Source organism: Kribbella pratensis (assembly GCF_004366075.1).
Taxonomy (GTDB): Bacteria; Actinomycetota; Actinomycetes; order Propionibacteriales; family Kribbellaceae; genus Kribbella; species Kribbella pratensis.
This window is the reverse complement of the sequence record NZ_SODU01000002.1, coordinates 552,214-571,062: the sequence shown is the minus strand read 5'-3', so window position 1 is coordinate 571,062 and position 18,849 is coordinate 552,214. Positions and strand designations below refer to the sequence as shown.

General features: G+C 69.0%; 17 protein-coding genes. 10 read left to right on the top strand and 7 right to left on the bottom strand.

The window, feature by feature from the left end:
• Position 1 precedes the first annotated feature (1 nt).
• Positions 2 to 1,021 (bottom strand): LuxR C-terminal-related transcriptional regulator, encoded by a 1,020-nt coding sequence (locus tag EV137_RS17760; protein WP_166679922.1) that lies wholly within the window; start codon positions 1,019 to 1,021, stop codon positions 2 to 4.
• A gap of 97 nt (positions 1,022 to 1,118) precedes the next feature.
• On the opposite strand from EV137_RS17760, the gene EV137_RS17755 reads away from it, so the two are divergent.
• Both EV137_RS17755 and EV137_RS17750 read left to right on the top strand, forming a co-directional pair.
• Complete coding sequence (locus EV137_RS17755; RefSeq protein ID WP_134130041.1) at positions 1,119 to 2,030, top strand: TolB family protein; 912 nt, start codon at positions 1,119 to 1,121, stop codon at positions 2,028 to 2,030.
• Between the two features lie 9 nt (positions 2,031 to 2,039).
• Positions 2,040 to 3,041 carry a GNAT family N-acetyltransferase gene (locus EV137_RS17750; protein WP_134130040.1) on the top strand — a complete coding sequence of 334 codons (1,002 nt, stop codon included), beginning with the start codon at positions 2,040 to 2,042 and terminating at the stop codon, positions 3,039 to 3,041.
• 389 nt (positions 3,042 to 3,430) lie between these two features.
• On the opposite strand, the gene EV137_RS40605 is transcribed toward EV137_RS17750, so the two are convergent.
• The gene (locus EV137_RS40605) at positions 3,431 to 3,604 is read right to left on the bottom strand and encodes a hypothetical protein (RefSeq protein WP_166679921.1); all 174 of its coding nucleotides are present in this window, start codon (positions 3,602 to 3,604) and stop codon (positions 3,431 to 3,433) included.
• 228 nt (positions 3,605 to 3,832) lie between these two features.
• On the opposite strand from EV137_RS40605, the gene EV137_RS17745 reads away from it, so the two are divergent.
• The 5 genes from EV137_RS17745 (at position 3,833) to EV137_RS17725 (ending at position 9,501) form a co-directional block, all read left to right on the top strand.
• Complete coding sequence (locus EV137_RS17745) at positions 3,833 to 5,128, top strand: NsdA family TPR-like regulatory protein (RefSeq protein ID WP_133783642.1); 1,296 nt, start codon at positions 3,833 to 3,835, stop codon at positions 5,126 to 5,128.
• Between the two features lie 9 nt (positions 5,129 to 5,137).
• Entirely contained in the window at positions 5,138 to 5,689 is a 552-nt protein-coding gene (locus EV137_RS17740) for a GNAT family N-acetyltransferase (protein ID WP_134130039.1), read from the top strand.
• 33 nt (positions 5,690 to 5,722) lie between these two features.
• Positions 5,723 to 7,372: a PHP domain-containing protein gene (locus EV137_RS17735; protein ID WP_134130038.1), complete on the top strand. Its 1,650-nt coding sequence runs from the start codon at positions 5,723 to 5,725 to the stop codon at positions 7,370 to 7,372.
• A gap of 24 nt (positions 7,373 to 7,396) precedes the next feature.
• Positions 7,397 to 8,275: an oxygenase MpaB family protein gene (locus tag EV137_RS17730; RefSeq protein WP_134130037.1), complete on the top strand. Its 879-nt coding sequence runs from the start codon at positions 7,397 to 7,399 to the stop codon at positions 8,273 to 8,275.
• A 74-nt stretch (positions 8,276 to 8,349) separates the two neighbouring features.
• Positions 8,350 to 9,501 (top strand): ROK family protein, encoded by a 1,152-nt coding sequence (locus EV137_RS17725; RefSeq protein ID WP_238175394.1) that lies wholly within the window; start codon positions 8,350 to 8,352, stop codon positions 9,499 to 9,501.
• A gap of 3 nt (positions 9,502 to 9,504) precedes the next feature.
• Here EV137_RS17725 and EV137_RS17720 read toward each other — a convergent pair whose 3' ends face one another.
• On the bottom strand, positions 9,505 to 10,101 hold the full coding sequence (locus tag EV137_RS17720) for a ParA family protein (RefSeq protein WP_134130035.1): 597 nt from the start codon (positions 10,099 to 10,101) through the stop codon (positions 9,505 to 9,507).
• Between the two features lie 279 nt (positions 10,102 to 10,380).
• Here EV137_RS17720 and EV137_RS17715 point away from each other — a divergent pair, with 279 nt between their 5' ends.
• Complete coding sequence (locus EV137_RS17715; RefSeq protein WP_133996821.1) at positions 10,381 to 10,902, top strand: RNA polymerase sigma factor; 522 nt, start codon at positions 10,381 to 10,383, stop codon at positions 10,900 to 10,902.
• Positions 10,899 to 11,147 (top strand): hypothetical protein, encoded by a 249-nt coding sequence (locus tag EV137_RS17710; protein WP_133996818.1) that lies wholly within the window; start codon positions 10,899 to 10,901, stop codon positions 11,145 to 11,147. The genes EV137_RS17715 and EV137_RS17710 overlap by 4 nt, the downstream gene beginning before the upstream one ends.
• Here the strand turns inward: EV137_RS17710 and EV137_RS17705 are convergent.
• Positions 11,144 to 12,004, bottom strand: a complete 861-nt coding sequence (locus tag EV137_RS17705) for an imine reductase family protein (protein ID WP_134130034.1) — start codon at positions 12,002 to 12,004, stop codon at positions 11,144 to 11,146. The two genes, EV137_RS17710 and EV137_RS17705, sit on opposite strands and share 4 nt — an antisense overlap.
• A gap of 42 nt (positions 12,005 to 12,046) precedes the next feature.
• Here EV137_RS17705 and EV137_RS17700 point away from each other — a divergent pair, with 42 nt between their 5' ends.
• A complete protein-coding gene (locus tag EV137_RS17700; protein ID WP_134130033.1) occupies positions 12,047 to 14,857 on the top strand; it encodes an AfsR/SARP family transcriptional regulator in 2,811 nt (936 codons plus the stop codon).
• Here the strand turns inward: EV137_RS17700 and EV137_RS17695 are convergent.
• The 3 genes from EV137_RS17695 to EV137_RS17685 are packed head-to-tail and all read right to left on the bottom strand — an operon-like array spanning position 14,835 to position 18,801.
• Positions 14,835 to 15,797 (bottom strand): ABC transporter substrate-binding protein, encoded by a 963-nt coding sequence (locus tag EV137_RS17695; RefSeq protein WP_133996808.1) that lies wholly within the window; start codon positions 15,795 to 15,797, stop codon positions 14,835 to 14,837. The two genes, EV137_RS17700 and EV137_RS17695, sit on opposite strands and share 23 nt — an antisense overlap.
• Positions 15,794 to 17,746 carry an ABC transporter permease subunit gene (locus EV137_RS17690; protein WP_134130032.1) on the bottom strand — a complete coding sequence of 651 codons (1,953 nt, stop codon included), beginning with the start codon at positions 17,744 to 17,746 and terminating at the stop codon, positions 15,794 to 15,796. Before EV137_RS17690 ends, EV137_RS17695 begins: the two co-directional genes overlap by 4 nt.
• Positions 17,746 to 18,801 (bottom strand): quaternary amine ABC transporter ATP-binding protein, encoded by a 1,056-nt coding sequence (locus EV137_RS17685; protein WP_134130031.1) that lies wholly within the window; start codon positions 18,799 to 18,801, stop codon positions 17,746 to 17,748. Before EV137_RS17685 ends, EV137_RS17690 begins: the two co-directional genes overlap by 1 nt.
• Positions 18,802 to 18,849 lie beyond the last annotated feature (48 nt).

Genomic DNA, 18,849 nt, shown 5'->3' with positions numbered 1-18,849 from the left:
CTCAGCTCATCAGCGCCAGCAGTTCGTCACGACCGCTGACGCCGGTCTTGCGGTAGGTCGAGCCGAGGTGATCGTTGACGGTCAAGACGGACAGGCCGAGCCGCCGCGCGATCTGCTTCGCCGCAAGACCGGTCGTAGCAAGACCCAGTACTTCGGACTCGCGGTGGGACAGCCCACTCCATGCTGCGAAGGCTGGTATCACCTGGCCGGTGTCTGCGGGCTGAACGACGACTGTCACAGCGACCGGCTCCACAGGCGTTCGGCTCCCGCTGATCACCAACCAGCGGCCATCCGTGGTGCGAGCTCGACACAGCGCGTCGCGACGACCCGCCGCGGCCGCTCGAGCTACCTCATGCACCACCCGGCTCACGTCCTCCACGATGACGCCCTCAGACGTCAGATCACCCAGCCAGGTCTGCGCCTCCTGGCTCACGGTGAGGAAGCGGCCCTCGCGACCCACCAAGACGATGCCGGCTGATCGCGTGGCCTGCCGGCTGTCAGTACGTCGTACCTGATGGCGGCGGAGCGCTGTCGCGAGCGGACCGACCAGCTCGGCCGCTGTCTCCGCCTCCGCGTCGGAGAACGGCTGCCACCGGTCGTCGCGGAACAGCGACAGCGCGCCCCAATACCGGCCATCGTCGACCAGAGCCAGCCGAAGCTCGGACTGGTACCCCAGCGGGCGCAGGATCTCGTGCAGCCGAGGACTCGGCGGCTCCGGTGTCGTGTGCATCGCGAGTACTCCGGCATGACCGGGACGGCGGATCAGCTCGGCGTACCGGTTGAAGTCCCGTTCGACGGTCTCGTTGAAGACCAGGCGTTCGGTCGGTACGACGAGTCCGTGCTCGGCGTACATCGCGCAGCGCAGGCCGGTGACCGGATCGACGGCGAACAGGCAGTACCCGTCGAATCCGACCGCTTGATTGACGGCCCGCATCACCCCGTCCGCGAACGGCAGGCCGCGCGACTCGTCCCGCGCGCTCGCCAGGATCGTCCGCCTGGCAGCGCGGACCCTATCCCCCATCTGCTCATCGTGACACCCGGACGGCATCCCGAGAAGTGGGGAGTGCAGGTCGCCGCGGCGGTCCCGGAGACTGCGGATAGTCGACAGAGGGGGACTCATGAACATTCGACGACTGCTCTGGTTGCCGTTGGCAGCCTTACTGGCGATCCCTGCTGTACCCGCGCAGGCGACCACTCCTGGTGACAACGGCCGGATCGTGTACTCCGCGGACACGGGCGCCGGGGTGCAACTGTTCACGGTGCGTCAGGACGGCAGCGGCCTACGCCAGCTCACCTCGGTGGCAGGCGAGGCCGTGAACGCGGACTGGTCGCCGGACGGCAAGCGGCTCGTGTTCGAGCTCAGCGACGAGACCCATGCCGGGATCGTGGTGATGAACCGGGACGGTTCCGGCGCGCACGACCTGACCCCGACCGGATTCCAGGGCAACCCGGCATTCACCGCCGACGGTCACCGGATCGTATTCGACTCGGAGGTCGGGATCGCCATCATGCGAACCGACGGCACCGGACGCCGGCAACTGACGGTGAACCCCCTCCCGGACACCGGCCACGACACCGACGCGAACGTGTCGCCCGACGGCAGGTACATCACGTTCGTCCGGGCCAGGGTCGACGCGGTCGAACAGGCGCTGTTCCGGATGCGCGTCGACGGGTCCGGTCTGCGGCAGTTGACGTCGTACTCGCTCGATGTCGGCGTCAAGCACGACTGGGCCCCGGACGGTTCGCGGATCGCGATCATCACGCATGCCGACCATCAGCCGGCCGGTACGTCGGCCAACGTGGCGACGATCCGCCCGGACGGCTCCGGGCTGCGGATGTTGACCCGCTTCAGCGGCGGTGCGGTCAACGCGCTGACCGGCTCGTACTCACCCGATGGACGTTGGATCGCCTACCGCCTCGAGGATCACGGGACGTTCGCCCTGAACAAGCTCCGCGCGCACGGTGGCCACCCGCACCACATCCTGTCGCTGCCGACAGCACCGCGCTACATCGACTGGGGATCCCACTAGGTTGGTGGCATGCGTGCGGTCGACTGTGTTGGGGCATTGATCCGGGACGCCGAACATCGCGTTTATTTGCAGCGGCGTACGGCGGGGCGGCGGTTGTTGCCGGGCATCTGGGACATCGTCGGTGGGCATCTCGAGGCAGGGGAGACGCCTGAGGAGGCGCTGGCGCGGGAGGTCGAGGAGGAGACCGGCTGGAAGGTCCGCGACATCGTCAGGACCGTCGCGGACTGGGAATGGGAGTGGGAGGGCCGGGTACGGCGGGAGGTCGACTACCTCGTCACCGTCGACGGGGACCTCAGCCGGCCGCGTCTCGAGGCCGGCAAGCACGACGCGTCCGCGTGGGCCGGACCGGGTGACCTCGACCTGCTGATGGTGAACCGGACCGATGGCGACCGGCGGCTGCGCGACCTGGTGGCGCATGTGGTCCGGACGCGGTTCACGGACCGCCTCCGGTTGGAGCCGATCACTGGTCCGAACGGTGTCCTGCCCGGACATGGAGCGGACCTGGTGCGGCTGTACGCGGACCCGTGGGTGGCCAGGTGGTACGACGGGTCGTGGTCACCGGAGGAAGCAGCAGCGCGAGCCGTCCAACAGCAGGAGGGCTGGGATCGCGACTCGGTGGGCAAGTGGATCGCGTACGAGCGGTCGAGTGGCGAGCTCGCCGGGCGGGGCGGAATGTCCCGGATGCCCGCCGGTACGCCGACCGCCGAGGCCATCGCCGCGCTGGTAGGACCCGAGTGGACGGGCCTCGAACTCGGCTGGGCCCTCGTCGAGTCCGCCCGCGGCCGCGGCCTCGCCACGGAAATCGGCCGTGCGGGCCTGGACTACGCCTTCAACACCCTGGACGCTGCATCCGTGATCGCGTTCACGGAACAGGTCAACTCCGCATCCCAGGCCGTGATGAGGCGCCTCGGAATGCAGTACGCCGGCGAGATCCGCGCAGAAGGCTGGTCCGCCGACGCCCCCGACGTACAACCAGACGCCCCCTTCGCCGTCTACGTCATCACCCGGTGACCAACCTGGCGTGAAAAGGCTCCGAGTGTGACCGCCCAGGCGCGGCGGTCACACTCGGAGCCAGCCACCTCAAGGGGGAGGTTCCCGGTGAGGTGTCGGGAGCCTCCGGTGTCCTACCGCCCAGGACACTCGGCCCTGCCTGGCCCGAGGTGTCGGCCAGGAGGTGGGTTGGAACGGCTGGGCGGCGGCGACACAGGGACTCAACCGCCAAGCCCAGCCGGGTCGGGAGGGCGGTGCGGTCCGGAGCTGAGGAGTGCTCCGGACCGCACCTCGGGTTTCGTCCGGAACTGAGGAGTGCTCCGGACCTTCCAAGCACTGCCCCTGGACGTGAGGAGACTCCAGGGAGCAGCCGACCGGGTCTGAGGAGGACCCGGAAGCGATCAGGTGTTTCAGTCGTTCGAGTCGAGCGGGCCGAGCAGGTCGTTGGTGACCTTGAGACCGGCGAAACGGCGCCGCATCGCTTGTTCGTAGCGGGCCGCGAGCGGCGCCTCCGCGACGTACTGCGCGATCACGTGCTCGCCGAACCAGACCCGGACTCGGCGCCGGTGCTGTCTCGACGTCATTTCCGCGATGGTCACAACCTCTCACCCCGTAACTCTCAGGCCTTGCAACCAGTTGGACTTACTGGTTGTCATGGCAGTAATGGTGCACGAGCCCAACGTGACCGCTCTAGGACCTGGACCGGACCTTTGCCGGACCTCTTCCGGTCCTCTCGCGGACATCTGGGGGACAGCACCTTGTCGTGGGGCACAAGTCGAGACAACGTCTGACTGACGTGAACGGGAGGAACGATGGCGAGTAGGTATGCGCCAAAGACGGTCCTGGCGCACCTGATCCAGCGCCGGAACCAGACCTACTCCGAGATCGTCGCCGAGTTCGTCGAGCTGGGTGGAACCATCACCGAGCGGCACCTGCGTCGCCTCGCATCGGGCGAGCGCGCGGGGACCACTCCTCAGACCCGGCGCACCCTGCAACGCCTGTTCGGCAAACCGGTCGAGGAACTCCTCGCGCCGTACGTGCCGGAACAGGCCGCCCAGGTGGTGCCGGCACCTGCCGCGAGTGGACGGATCACGACAGGTAATGAGATGGAGGTTCTCGACATGGCTGCCAGCCGCGCGAGGGCGTTTGCCCTCGCGGCCCAGTCCGGTCTCGGAAGCGAGGCCATGGAACAGGTGTACGACGACGTACGCCACGCCGCCCAGGCGTACCCCCAGCGTCCACTCCCGGAGATCCTCGGCCAACTGGTCGAGACGCAGGACCTGGTGTTCGGTCTGCTGGAGAGCCGCCAGCGCCCGGACCACCACCGCCAGCTGTACTTCCTGGCCGGCGTCACCGGCGGGCTGCTCGCCAAGGCCTCCCACGACCTCGGCAACCCGCACGCCGCGCTGACCCAGGCGCGGACCGCGTTCATGTGCGCCGACAACGCCGACCACCACGGCCTGCGCGCCTGGGTGCGCGGCCTGCAGTCCCTGGTCTCCTACTGGGCCGGCAACCCGCACGACTCGGTGCGGTACGCGCAGCTCGGGGCCGGGTACGCCGAGCAGGCCAACAGCACCACCAGCGTCTGGCTCCCGGTCAGCGAGGCCCGTGCCTGGGCCGCGCTCGGCAACCCGGAGGCCACCCGGGCCGCCTTGGAGCGCGCCGAAGAGGCATGGAACTCGGTCCACAACGACGACCTGGACGACATGGGCGGCCTGTGCACGTTCGGCCGCAACCGCCAGCTGTACTACGCCGCCGACGCGCTCGCCCAGCTGCCCGGTGAGGTCGAGCAGGCCCAGCGGTACTCGAGCCAGGCCGTCGACGCGTACACCGACGAGAACCACCCGGAGTGGGCCTTCGGCGACGCCGCCGGCAGCCACGCCGCGATGGCGATCACCCGGATCGCGAGCGGTGAGCTGGACGGTGCGGCGGATGCGCTGGCCCCGGTGCTGACGCTGCCGACCGAGCGCCGGATCAACGGCGTGGTGCACTCGGCCCGCCGGGTCCACCAGGCCCTGCGGCAGTCCGGTCGCGCCGACGACGCGCGGGAGCTCCAGGAGGAGATCGAGACCTTTACCCGGACCCCGATGCAGACCTACCCCCGGTAGCCTGCGCGGATGGAGGCACTCAGCGGACGGCTGACTGTACTGCGGGAATTCCGGACAACCGACCTCGACGACTATCTGGCGATCGCCGGTGACGACCGAGTGACCACCTGGATGGCGTTCGACAGCTACGACCGCGCCAAGGCCGAGCAGAGCCTGGCCGCCATCGTGGCGCGGTCCGCGCAGGACAACCGTCCCGACTACATGCTCGCCGTGACCCGGCCGGACGACGATCGCGTGATCGGGTTCGGCCGGATCGCGCCGAGCGGGTCGTGGACCGCCAAGCTCGGCTACGCGATCGGTGCGGACCACTGGGGCCACGGGTACGCGACGGACGCGGCCCGGGTGCTGCTCGGCTTCGCGTTCGGCCCCCTCGGCCGGCACCGGGTCACGGCCGCGATCGGCCCCGAGAACGAGGCATCGATCGGCGTCGTGAAGCGCCTCGGCTTCACCTACGAGGGCCACCTCCGCGACCACGTCTTCACCAACGGCGCCTGGCGCGATTCCCTGCTCTATTCGCTCCTCGAAGCCGAACATTCACCCAGCAGTCACCCGGAGCCTTGACCTGGTTTGTCAGGACCAGCAAGGTTGCGCGTCATGACGCAACAGGTGCCGGAGTGGGCGGATCCGAAGATTCCCGAGCAGGAGCTGGATCCGCAGGCGGTGTCGCGGCGGACCCTGATGCGCGGAGCCGGGTTGCTCGGGGCAGGGTTCGCGGCGGCCGCTGTGACGTCGCAGGAGCCGGCTGCGGGTACGGCGTACTCGGACAGTGAGCCTGAGCTCGTCTATCTGGCGGGTGACCATCACGTCCACAGCAGGTACAGCCATGACGCGAAGTACGACTTCAGCCAGCTCGCGCAGCGTGGTGCGCAGTACGGGCTGGATTGGATGGCATTCACCGAGCACAGCAACTTCGGGCATGCCGACAAGGGTGCGGCGGCCGAGAACGCCGAGGTTCTGAAGGCTCGTGCTGAGAACCCGCGCATGCTGATCTTCCAGGGACTCGAGTGGTACATCCCCGCCGCCGAGCACGGCACCGTCCTGGTTGCCCCCGGAGTCAACAACGTCTCGTTGCTCCAGCAGTTCGAGCGCGAGTACGACGGCAAGCTGACGGGGCGCTCTGCCGACACACCGGAGAACGAACTGCACGCGGTCAAGGCCCTGCAGTGGCTGGCCGCGCAGAAGCAGGCGCGGTACGTCGACGACGTACTGGTGCTCGCCAACCACCCGATGCGCCTCGGCATCGACGCGCCGCACGAACTGCGCGCCTGGCGGGACAGCGGTGTCTGCATCGGGATGGAAGGCGCACCTGGTTCGCAGGGCGATGCAGACCCGGCGTGGGTCGCGTACCGCGGGTCGACGCACGCGCAGCGCGGTGAGTACGTCAACGCACCAGGCACCGGCAGCTACCTCGGATACCCGGCCGACGCGTACCGGACGTACGGCGGCTTCGACTGGGCGACCGCGACCGTCGGCGGGCTGTGGGACAGCATGCTCGCCGAAGGCCGGCTGTTCTCGATCACCTCCAACAGCGACAACCACCGGACCATCTGGGACACCTGGAAGGACGGGGAGTTCCCGGCAGGGCAGAATTTCGACAGCCTCGGCTGGAAGCCGTCGCCGACGGACTCCGGCGTACCGCAGCCGGGCAGTGACTTCTGGCCCGGTCAGTTCAGCAGGACGCATGTCGGCGTCACCAGGTACGGCTACCTCGAGGTGATGGCCGCTCTGCGGGCCGGACGCGTCTGGGTGGACCACGGGCAGCTTGTGGATGGTATCGACGTACGACTTGCACCTGTGGGTTCACGGCAGCGTGGTGCGACGCTGGGCGGGCGGCTGCGCGTCCCGAGGTCGCAGCGGCTCGAACTGCGCGTCACCGTGACCAGTGCATCCCGCCCGAACTACCACGGCCTACTGCCGAAGCTGGCGCACGTAGACGTCATCCGCGGTGTGGTGACCGGTCCGAGCGCGGACCGGGACAGCTGGAAGGCTCCTGACACAAGGGTGGTCGAGCAGGTCGACGTACGGCGGAAGTCCGGGACGTACGAGGTCCGCATCCCACTGGGACGCGCGGAGCGGTCGCACTACGTCCGGGTGCGCGGCAGCGACGGGAGGCGGAGCGGGCCTGGGTACCTGGGCAGCCGGATCGACCCCGCGGGCCCGATTCAGCACCCGGACAACGACGGCGACCCGTGGCTCGACACCTGGCTCTACACCAACCCCATCTTCGTCGACGTGGTCCAGTAGTTGTGTTGTGGGGACACTGGTCGTATGGCTGGCCAGTTGAGCCCGTTGCGCGATGGGCTCGCGCGGATGATTCTGACGAAGGTTGCGGGTCCGGATCCGCAGGCTGAGCGTGGGCGAGTGCACAACACACCCGGTCCGCGCTGGTTCGCGCCGGAGAGCCCGATCCGGCGGGTGCATGGGGATGCGTCGATGTTCACCGGGGGACTGCGGGCGTTGCTGCTGCAGTCGTTGCACCCGCTGGCGATGGCTGCCGTGGCGGCGCACTCGGGGTACCGGGGCGATCCGTGGGGGCGTCTGCGGCGTACCAGCTACTTCCTGGCGATCACGACGTACGGCGCGATCCCGGACGCCGAGGAGGCGATCGCACACGTCAGGTCCGTGCACGAGCGCGTCCGCGGGACCAGTCCGGACGGGGTGAAGTACCGGGCGTCGGACCCGCACCTGCTCAAGTGGGTGCACGTGGCCGAGGTGGACAGCTTCCTCGCCGCACACCAGCGGTACGGCGCGCATCCGCTCACCGCGGCGGAGCAGGACCAGTACGTCGAGGAGGCGGCGCTCGTGGCGGGCAAACTCGGGGTGATCGACCCGCCGACCAGGGTGGCCGAGCTGCAAGACTTGCTGAAGCAGTACCAGCCCGAGCTACGCGGTACGACGGAAGCACGCCAGGCGGCCCGCTTCATGCTGATCCACCCGCCTGTGCCGTGGGCCGCGCGACCCGCGTACGGCGTACTGACGGCTGCTGCGGTCGGGCTGCTCCCGCGGTGGACCAGACTGCCGCTACGGCTTCCGTACCTCCCACTGGCCGAGCAGACCGTCGTACGGGCGGCAGGAGAAGGCCTGACCCGAACCATCCGCTGGGCCCTCGCCTCACCAACACTGACAGAAACCGGCGCGGAGGTATGACGCGCCGGTAGGTTGTTCTCGTGCCGCTGCGTCCTCATCGTCCACTCCCGTTGGCCACTCCAGCGGGAGTCGAGGTGTTGACCAAGATCCTGACCCAGGGGCCGATCCCGCGGGTGGAGATCGCGCGCCGGACCGGGCTGTCGCAGGCGGCCGTGACGAAGGCGGTCGCGCCGCTGATCGAGACCGGTTTCGTCACCGACCAGGCGGCCCCGGCCGACGGCGACGGCCAGCTCGGGATCGGACGGCCGGTGAGCCCGTTGACCGTCGTACCGAGCAGCGTCTCGGTGATCGGGGTCAAGGTCACGCCGACGAGCCTGATCGGAGTCACCACCGACTTCACCGCGGGCATTCTCAACGTGCGGCACGACGAGCTGGACAGCACCGACCCGGAGGCGGTGATCGAGCAGCTCGCCGGGCACGTGAAGGCGCTGATCGCCGCCCTCAAGTCCGGTACGGCGGTGGCCGGTCCGCTCGCCGGGATCGGGATCGCGGTGTCGGGTGATGTCGACGCGGCTCACGGCGTGGTGCGGGATTCACCGCTGATGGGCTGGCGCGGCGTCCCGGTCGCGGAGCTGCTCGGCAAACTGGTCCGCGTGCCGATCGTCGTGTCGAACGACGTCCGCGCGCTGACCGTGGCCGAGCACTGGTTCGGGGCCGGCGTGAACGCGGACTCGTTCGCCGTCGTGACGATCGGCTCCGGCATCGGGTGCGGGCTGTACGTCAACGGAGAGGTGGTGTCCGGCGCGTACGGCGTCTCGGGCGAGCTCGGCCACCTGCCGCTCGCGCCGGGCGACCTGGTGTGCACCTGCGGCCGCCGTGGTTGCGTGGAGACTGTGGCGTCGTCGGACGCGATCCTGACGCGGACGCGGGAGACCACCGGACAGGCGGACCTGGATCTGGCCGGTGCGATCAAGTTGGCGCACGAGGGCAACGCCCACGCGCGCGAGGCGTTCGACCGGGCCGGTGAGGTGATCGGCGCCGCGCTGGCCGCGATGGTGAACCTGGTCGGGCCGGAGTTGGTGATGATCGCCGGCGAGGGCGTCGCCGAGTACGACCTGTACGAGGAGCGGATGCGGCTCGCGTTCGCGGAGCACGCGTTCGGAGCGGCCGGGGACTGCCGGCTGATGCTCCGCTCCCACACCTTCGACGACTGGGCGCGCGGGGCGGCCGCCACGGTCATCCGTTCGTACGTCCGCGGCGAGCCACCCCTCGAGCGTGGCGCCTAGGACCTAACTGCGGGCCGCGGCCAGGATCTTGCGCCAGACCTTCTTGTAGGACTCGAGGCCGTCGGCCGCGAGCGGTCCGGTCGGCCCGGCGGTGATGGAGACCCGCTCGGGGATGGTGCCCCAGACCGGGATGTTCTCCTGCGCGTACTGCTGCATGGCTTCCTGGTACGACCGCGTGTAGGTCCGCGCCGAGCAGATCACCAGGCCGACCGGGATGTGGTCGGGGACCAGTTCCAGCACCGCCTTGACCCGAGGCGTCTCGACGCCGCCGACCCGCGTCGGAAGGATCACGATCCGGGCCCGTTCGAGCGCCTTGTTCAGCATCCGCTCGTGGGACGGCGGCATGTCGACGATGCCGATACCCTCCGGCGGAACCTTGTCCACCGCCTTGCTCAGCAGGCGCTCGGTCGGCGCCTCCGCGATCTCGATCCGGTTCAGGTGCTCGTCGTCGGACTCCGCGATCCAGTCCGCGGCGCTACCCTGCGGATCGGCGTCGATCAGAGTGGCTGTGCGACGGTTGGAAGATGCCAGCGCGGCCAAGTACACCGACGTGGTTGTCTTACCGACCCCGCCCTTCAGTGCAGCTGTCACGATGATCATGGGACAGAACTTACCCGGTTTTGTCCGAAATCCGGCGTGTCATCGGCGTTGCCCGCCAAGATCGTGATAGTTGCCCCCAGCCCGTGTGTACAAGCTCAACCCCACTTCAGCCGTGAATCCTTTCGCCCGGCCGCTGACTCTTACTCCCGAAATCGCATCCGATGAAGGAGCTCACCATGACCGTCACCCTGATCGTCGCGGCCCCCGTTGTTGGAGTTCTGGCCGCCGTTTTGCTACTGCTCGGCACCTGCAGCGTCGTCGTACTGCGCCGGAGGGCCCGTGGCTGACCTCGACGAACAACTGATCCGCGCCGCCCAGGACGGCGATGTCAACGCCCTCACCGCGCTCGTCGCGGACTCGCATCCAACCGTACGGCGGTTCGCCCGGACGCTGTGCGCGACGCCGGAGGACGCCGAGGACGCGGCACAGGAGGCCCTGATCATCCTGTACCGCAAGATCGGCATGTTGCGCGCGACGAGCGCCCTCACGTCGTGGATGTTCCGCATCATCCGCAACGAGTGCCTCCGCCGAGCGCGCGCCGTACTCCGGGACCAGCAACTGGCACCGGAAACAGCACCTTCGGCGGAGGACGAGGTACTGCGCCAACTGGAGGCGCAGGCAGTTGCCGCAGCCATCGCGCAACTGCCTGCCGACCAGCGCAGCGTCCTGATCCTCCGCGACGTCCAGGGCTACAGCGGCCCGATGGTCGCCAAGGCCCTCGGCCTCACCGTTCCCGCTATGAAGTCCCGCCTGCACCGCGCCCGCAGCACCGTGCGCGAATCCCTGGGAGCCCCCACATGACCTTCGCCAGCACCTCACTGCCCCGCCACCTGCTCCGGGGCGCACTCGGCTTCGGCAGCCTGATCGCCGCGTTCGCCCTACTGCCGGCAGTAGGGCCGGCCAGCCTCCTGCTCCTGCCCGTGACCCTCCTCGCCTTCCGCGGCTGCCCCACCTGTTGGGTCATCGGCCTACTCGAAACAATCTCCCGCGGCAAACTCCGACGCGACTGCGTCGACGGCCAATGCAAGCTGACCACCACCGCCTAGCTGGGCTTTCGGACCATTTCGACCAGCGCGCTGAGGCCGTCGGCGCCGTACCCTGCGGCGTCGGCGCGGGCGAAGAGTGCGGCCACCGCACCTGGCACAGTCACGTCGAGGCCTGCCTCGGTGAATGCCTGTACGGCGTGCTCGGCTCCGACGGCCTGCATGTGAAGGTTGTTCTCCGCCCCGGGGTGTTCACCGGATTCCAGTTCCGCGGTCAGGATGCGGAGGAAGCCCATCGGCCCGTCCTCGGTGAGGTCGGTGAGCATCGTCGCGGCGTACGGGCGTAGCTTTTCGGCGCTGCCGACCAGCGTCGCCGAGTAGAAGTAGCTGATCAACGTGGTCCAGAAGATGTTCAGCATGGCCTGGTAGTAGAGCATCGCCTGCCCGGGGTCGGTGCCGACGTGGTCGACGCGGCCCAGCACCTCGAGCGTCGCCTGGTGTGCGGCGACAGCTTGCTCAGAGCCGGCGTAGAACACGTACGAACCGGGCTGCCCGATCCCCGGCGGTGGCACCATGATGCCGCCGGTCACCAGCGTCCCGCCGCGCCCGGCCACCCATTCGGTCGCCTTCCGCAACCGGTCCGGGCTGTCCGAGCTGAGGTTGAACAGAACCCGCCCCCGCAGGTCCGCGTCGGCCAGCGACTCGAACATCGCGCCGTAGTCGACCTGACTGATCACCACAACCTTGCTCGCGGCCACCGCCTCGGCCGCGGTCGCCGCCGGTACCGCTCCCAGACCGTCCGCCTTGCCGGGCGTCCGGTTCCAGACGGTGGTCGGATGGCCGGCGGCGACGAACGTCCTGGCCATCGTGGACCCCATCGAACCGAGCCCGATCACTGTCACTGCTTCACGTGAACTCATGCACCCGATGCTCGAAGAACGCGCTACGGGTTTACTACGGGTATGTACTTCGGGGTGCTCGGTCCGCTGCTCGTGCGGACGGACATCGGCGAACCGGTCGCCGTACCCGACACGAAGGTCCGGACGCTGCTCCTCGATCTGCTGGCGAACCAGGGCCGGCCGGTCAGCGCGGACCGGTTGATCGACGACCTGTGGGGCACCCGGCCGCCTCGCAACGCGACCGGCACGCTGCAGGCCCGCGTCTCCCAGCTGCGCAGCACACTGGACCGTGCCGAGCCTGGCGCGCGCAGCCTCGTCCAGTACGGCCCGGCCGGCTACACGCTGGCCGCAGACGTTGTCGACAGCAACATCTTCGAGCAGCACGTGCGGGTGGGCCAGCTACCGGAAGCGCTCGCACTGTGGCGTGGACAGCCGTACGCCGACCACGAGTTCGCCCGAGCGACCCGCGAGCACCTGGAGGACCTCTACCTGACCGCGATCGAGCAGCTGTCCGACCGCGGTGACGACGTACTGCAGCACACGACCGCACTGGTCCAGCAGCGCCCGCTCGACGAGCGACTGCACGCTGTACACCTCAAGGCGCTCTACCGAGCAGGACGCCAGCACGAGGCGCTCGACCGGTACGCCGAGCTTCGCAAGGCATTGGCCGACGAGCTCGGCGCCGACCCCGGGCCGGAGCTGCAGGAGCTGCACCAGGCGATCCTGCGCCACGAGCTCCGCCGCCCGACTTCGCTCCCGGAGCCGCTGAACCATCTGATCGGCCGGGACGCGACCCTGGCCGACGCACAAGAGCAGCTCGCTGCGAACCGTTTGCTGACGCTGGTCGGTCCCGGTGGAGTCGGTAAGACGCGTCTGGCGTTGGAGCTCGGCCGCGGCGCGACCAACGCGCGTCTGGTCGAGCTCGCTCCGCTGCAGCAGGACGACGTACTGGACGCGGTGGCCACCGCGGTAGGTCTCCGCGACGAGTCAACCGACCTCCTGCCGCGGCTGCTCGATTCACTCAGCAGCAGGCAGCTCCTGCTGATCCTCGACAACTGCGAGCACCTCGACCTGGCAGACCTGGTACGGCGTTTGCTCGCAGCAGCTCCCGGTCTACGCGTACTCGCGACCAGCCGGGAGCCACTGGGTCTAACTGGTGAACGAGTCCTCGACGTACCGCCCCTGACGGCAGCAGCCGCGGGAGAGCTGTTCCGGGCCCGGGCCGGTGTCACCGACGACGTGACCGCGATCTGCGAACGGCTCGACGGCATTCCGCTCGCACTGGAGCTGGCGGCGACCCGTGTGCGCGCACTGGGTGTCCAGGGACTCGCCGAGCGTCTGGACGACCGCTTCCGGTTGCTGACCGGTGGCAAGGGTGGTCCGGAACGCCAGCGCACGCTGCGGGCCACCATCGACTGGAGCTGGGACCTCCTGGACGAGCAGGAGCGCCAGATGCTCCGGAGACTCGCGGTCCAGGCCGGCACGTTCTCAGCGGAGGCTGCGGTCGAGGTGAGCGCTCTGCCAGAGCACCACCTGCTGGCGCTGGTCGACAAGTCGCTGGTGGTGGCGAGCGACGGTCGGTACCGACTGCTCGAGTCGGTCGCTGCCTACAGTCTGGAACGGCTGCGCGAGGCCGGCGAGGAGACAGTCGTCCGGAACCGGCACTCGGCCTACTACCTCGCGCTCGCGCGACGAGCCGATCTGCACGGGCCCGGCCAGCGGAAGTGGCTTCGGCGGCTCGACCAGGAGGCGGCGAACTTCCGGGCCGCCCCGCCCTCACTCGAGCTCGCGACAGCGCTCGCCTGGTACCGGTACCTGCGCGGCCGGCTCGGCGAAGCACGCCGTACGCTCACCGCCGCCCTCGCACTACCCGACCAGGAACCGGCGCTCCGTGCACAGGCCATGGTCTGGCTGGCGGGCATGGCCGCGACCGACGCCCAGGGCACGGATGTCGCAGAAGCCGGTGAGGCAGCGTTGCGAGCCGTCGGCGACGACCCGCACGCACTCTGGTTCCTGACCATGACCCGCTGGGCGTACGGCGACGCGGAGGTGCTGTTCACCCGGATCGACCGGGCGATCGAGGCGTTCACCGAGCGCGGCGACCGCTGGGGTCTCGCGGCGGCGCTGAGCACCCGGTCGCAGCTGAACATCGTGCGCGCGGATCTGGGCGCCATGCGCCGGGACAGCCTGCGCAGCCTCGAGCTGTTCGACGCCCTCGACGACGACTGGGGACGGCTGCAAGCGACGTACGCGCTGATCGTGGCCGCCGAGATCAGCGGTGACTATCCGACCGCCACGGCGTACCTGGAGGATGCGATCCGGCACGCGGAGGATCTCGGGCTGTGGACGGAGGTCTCGTTCCGGACCGCAGGCCTGGGCCGGATCGCGCTGCTGACCGGCGACTACGCACGGGCCGACGAACTGCACGAGCGGGCCCGGCAGTTGGCGGTCGAGCAGTCCAACAAGTCGGCCGAGGAGTACGCCGAGGTCGGTCTCGGCCTGACCGCCCGTCGCCAGGGCCGCCTCGACGACGCCGAGCGGTACTTCACCAAATGGCTCGACTGGCTGACCCGGATCGGCGGCACCCCCGGCATCGCCTTCATCACGAACCAACTCGGCTACATCGCCGAACAACGCGGCGACTACGCAACAGCCCGCACCCTGCACGCGCGCGGCCTCGAACTCGCGCAACAGATCGGCGACCAACGGGCGGTTGCCCTCGCGCTCGAAGGCCTGGCGGGCGCGACCGAGAACCCCGGTCGCGCCCTCGAGCTGCTCGCCGAAGCAGCAGCGCTACGTCAGCAGATCGGCGCCCCGCTGCCGCCAGGCGAACAGTTCGATGTAGAGAGAGCTACTTCCCGAGCCAGGCGTTGACCTTGGACTGGTTGTCCTTGACCCACTTCTCGGCGGCCTGGTCGGGAGTGAGCTTGTCCACGGCGATCATGCGGGCGACGGTGTTCTGGTCCTCGTTGGTCCACTGGAAGTTCTTGACCAGGTCGTACGCCGGGCTGCCGGAGTCGGCGAACTTCTTCGAGACGATCTTGTCCAGGTCGTACGGCGGGTAGTCGCAGGCGATCTTCGCCGGGACCGCGTCGCAGCCGGCCTTGTACGCGGGCAGGTCGATCTTCACCAGCTTGACCTCGTTGAAGAACCACTGCGGCTCGTAGAAGTACGCGAGCAGCGGCCGCTTGTTCTTCTCCGCGTCCCGGAACGCCTGGATCAGCGCGGTCTCGCTGCCGCTCTGCACGACCTTGTAGTTCAGCGCCAGGTTCTTCACCAGCGCCTCGTCGTTCGTCACGTACGACGGGTCGCCGTCGAGCAACTGCCCCTTGCCGCCGGACTCCGACGTCTTGAACACAGCGGCGTACTTGTTGAGGTTCTTCCAGTCGGTGATGTCCGGGTACTTGGCGGCCATCCACGGCGGCACGTACCAGCCGATCACGCCCTTGACCCCGGTGGAACCGGCCTCGACCGCGACCTTGTCGGTGGTGATGTACTTCTTCTTCAGGTCCTCGTGACCCCAGTTCTCCAGGTTCACGTCCACCTCGCCGGTGGAGAAGCCCTGCCAGGCGATCTCCTCCTTGAGGTTCTTCTTCACCACCTTGCAGCCGAGCTCCTTGGTCGCGACGTACGCCACGACGGCGGCGTTCGCCTCGTACCCGACCCACGGGCTCACGGTCAGGTTGAACGTGCCGCAGTCCTTCCCCCCGGCGGCCGGCTTCTCCGCGCCGACCTTCTCCCCACCGCACCCGGCCGTCGTCGTCAGGGCGAGCGCGACCGCCGTCAGCACACCGGCGTACCGGAGTTTCTTCACCGCATGTCTCCTCTGTTTTGGAAGTTCTGAGTACGGCGGGCCGCCGCCTGCGTGATGCGGTCGAGCATGACGCCGAGCAGCACGATCGCCAGCCCGGCGGCCAGCCCCTTGCCGTACAGCTCGCTCTGCGCGAAGCCGGCGGCCACGTCGTACCCCAACGCGCCCGCTCCGACCAGTCCGCCGACGACCACCATCGACAACACGTAGATCAGCCCCTGGTTGACCGCGAGTGTGATCGCCCGCCGCGCCACCGGCAGCTGCACCTTGCTGATCACCTGCCAGGCGCTCGATCCGACCGAGTTCGCCGCCTCGACGGTCGCGACCGGCACCGCCTTGATGCCGTCCGCAACGATCTTGGTGGTCACCGGTACGGCGAACACCACCGCGGCCGCGATCGCGGTGAACCGACTCGTCCCGAACAAGGCGAGGAACGGCACGAGATACACGAACGGCGGCATCGTCTGGCCCGCGTCCAGCACCGGCCGGATCCAGGTGTCGACCCGACGGTTCCGCCCGGACCACACACCGAGCGCGAGCCCGACGGCCACGACCACGACCGTCGCGAGCAACGTCGAGGCCAGCGTGACCATGCTGTCCTGCCACACGCCGGTTGCCACCAGCAACACGAGGCACACGGCCGCGGGTACGGCGCCTCGCCAACCTCCGAGTACGGCGGCCAACGCGACGACGACCGCGCTGACGAGCCACCAAGGCGACCCGGTCAGGAGCGCTTCGAGCGGGTTGAGCAGTCCGATGGTGACCGCGTCCCGCACGCCGTACGTGAACCCGCCGAAAACATCCTGCACCCAATTGGTCACGTCCGTGGCGACCACAGCGATCCGCGAGCCCACGTTTGCGTCCGACGGGAACTCTGCCGCCCACACGTAGGTGCGGGAGAACCAGACCGCGACGAGCACCGCGAGCGCTCCTGCGCCGAGCAGGACCTTCCGCCGCAAACTCGCCGTACGCCAAGGCCGGTCGCCCGCTGCCGTCGTGACCCGGTCGAGAACGATCGCGATCACCACGATCGCCAGCCCGGCGTTGAACGCGACGCCGACGTCGAGCGTCTGCAGCGCCTTCAGCACGGTCTGGCCGAGGCCCGGTGCGTCGATCAGCGCGGCGACGGTCACCATCGAGAGCGCGGCCATGATCGTCTGGTTGATGCCGACGACAACGGTCGATCGCGACATCGGCAGCAGTACCTTCAGCAACGTCTGGCCGCGGGTCGAGCCGAGCGAGCGCGCCGCCTCGACGCTCTCCGGCGGCACCGAGCGGATCGCGTGCGCGGTCAGCCGGACCGCGGGCGGCGCCGCATAGATGAGCGTGGCGATCGTCGCCGCGGCCGGCCCGATCGCGAAGAACAGCGTCAACGGCGCGAGGTACACGAACGTCGGCAGCGTCTGCATCAGGTCGAGCACCAGCGTCGCCACCCGGAACGCGCGGTTCGACAGGCCGGCCCAGATGCCGAGCGGGATCGCGAACAGCAACGACAGCAACACGGCCGCGACGGTCAACGCGAGCGTGTCCATGCTCTCCTGCCACAACCCCTGCAACCCGACGAAGCCGAGCCCGGCGGCGGTCAGTACGGCGACCTTCCAGTTGCCGAACGCCCACGCGCAGTACGCCGAGATCGCGACCACCCCGAGCCACCCGATCACCGGGACCGGGCGGTCGAACGACGGCTGCGAGATGACGTTCTGCAGCAGTACGACGAAGTGGTCGACGACGATCCGGATCGCCTCGAAGAACACGTTGCCCTGGCCGACGTCGTCGCGGTGATCGGTCAGCCAGCGATGCAGCGGGGTGGTCTCCTGCCCGCCGAGGACGAGCGTGTCGATCCCGCGCAGGACGAAGTACGCCGCGACCCACACGACGAGCAGCACGCCGACGACCACGCTGCGCCGCGGCCGACGTACCTCGACCTCCACGTCACTGGTGATGGCGGCCATCAGTTGTCCGCGACGACGGCGAGGATCTCCTCGTCACCGATCACACCGAGCAGCGTGCCGTTCGAGACGACCTTGACCGGCCGGTCGGCCTCCAGCACGAGGCGGGTCGCCTCGCGGACCAGGACGTCCGGACCGAGCTCGGGTCCGTCCAACGGCTCGCCGTCGCGCGGTCGCCGGGCGATCCATCGCAGGGTGAGTACGTCGGCCCGCTGGACGTCGCGGACGAACTCGCGCACGTAGTCGTCGGCCGGCGCACCGACCAGCTCGTCGCCGGTGCCGAGCTGGACCGCGGCGCCGTCGCGCATCAACAGGATCCGGTCGCCCAGCTTCAGGGCCTCGGACAGGTCATGGGTGATGAACACCATCGTCTTGCCGACCTCGCGGTGCAGCCGCACGACCTCGGTCTGCATCTCGCGCCGGATCAGCGGGTCGAGCGCGGAGAACGGCTCGTCGAAGAGGAGTACGTCGGGATCGTTGGCGAGCGCCCGCGCCAGGCCGACCCGCTGCTGCATGCCGCCGGACAGCTGCTCGGGGTACAGGTGCTCGTTGCCGGCCAGGCCGACCAGGTCGATGACCTCCTGGGCACGGCGCCGCCGGTCCGGTTTGCTCTCGCCGCGGATCTCCAGGCCGTACGAGACGTTGTCGATCACCTTGCGGTGCGGCAGCAGCCCGAAGTGCTGGAACACCATCGAGAACTTGCTCCGCCGCAGCGCGCGCAGCCGTTTCTCGTCGGCCGCGCGCAGATCCTCGCCCTCGAAGAACAGGCCACCGGCGGTCGGCTCGATCAAGCGGGTGAGACAGCGGACCAGCGTCGACTTGCCCGAACCGGACAGCCCCATCACCACGAACACCTCACCGGGCGCGACGTCGAAGCTCAGGTCGCGGACGGCCGCCGTACAGCCGGTCTTCGCGTACAGCTCGGTTCGGTCGAGGGCCGCGAGCTCCGGCCGGCGCGGAACCCGCTGGGCCTTCGGCCCGAACACTTTCCACAGGCCCTGCACGGACAGCAGCGCATCAGAATCCTGAATGTCGGGGTATTCGAGCTGAGCGGTCACAGGTAAACCCTCGCATCCCCGCCGGCAGACACAACGTGAACCGGGACT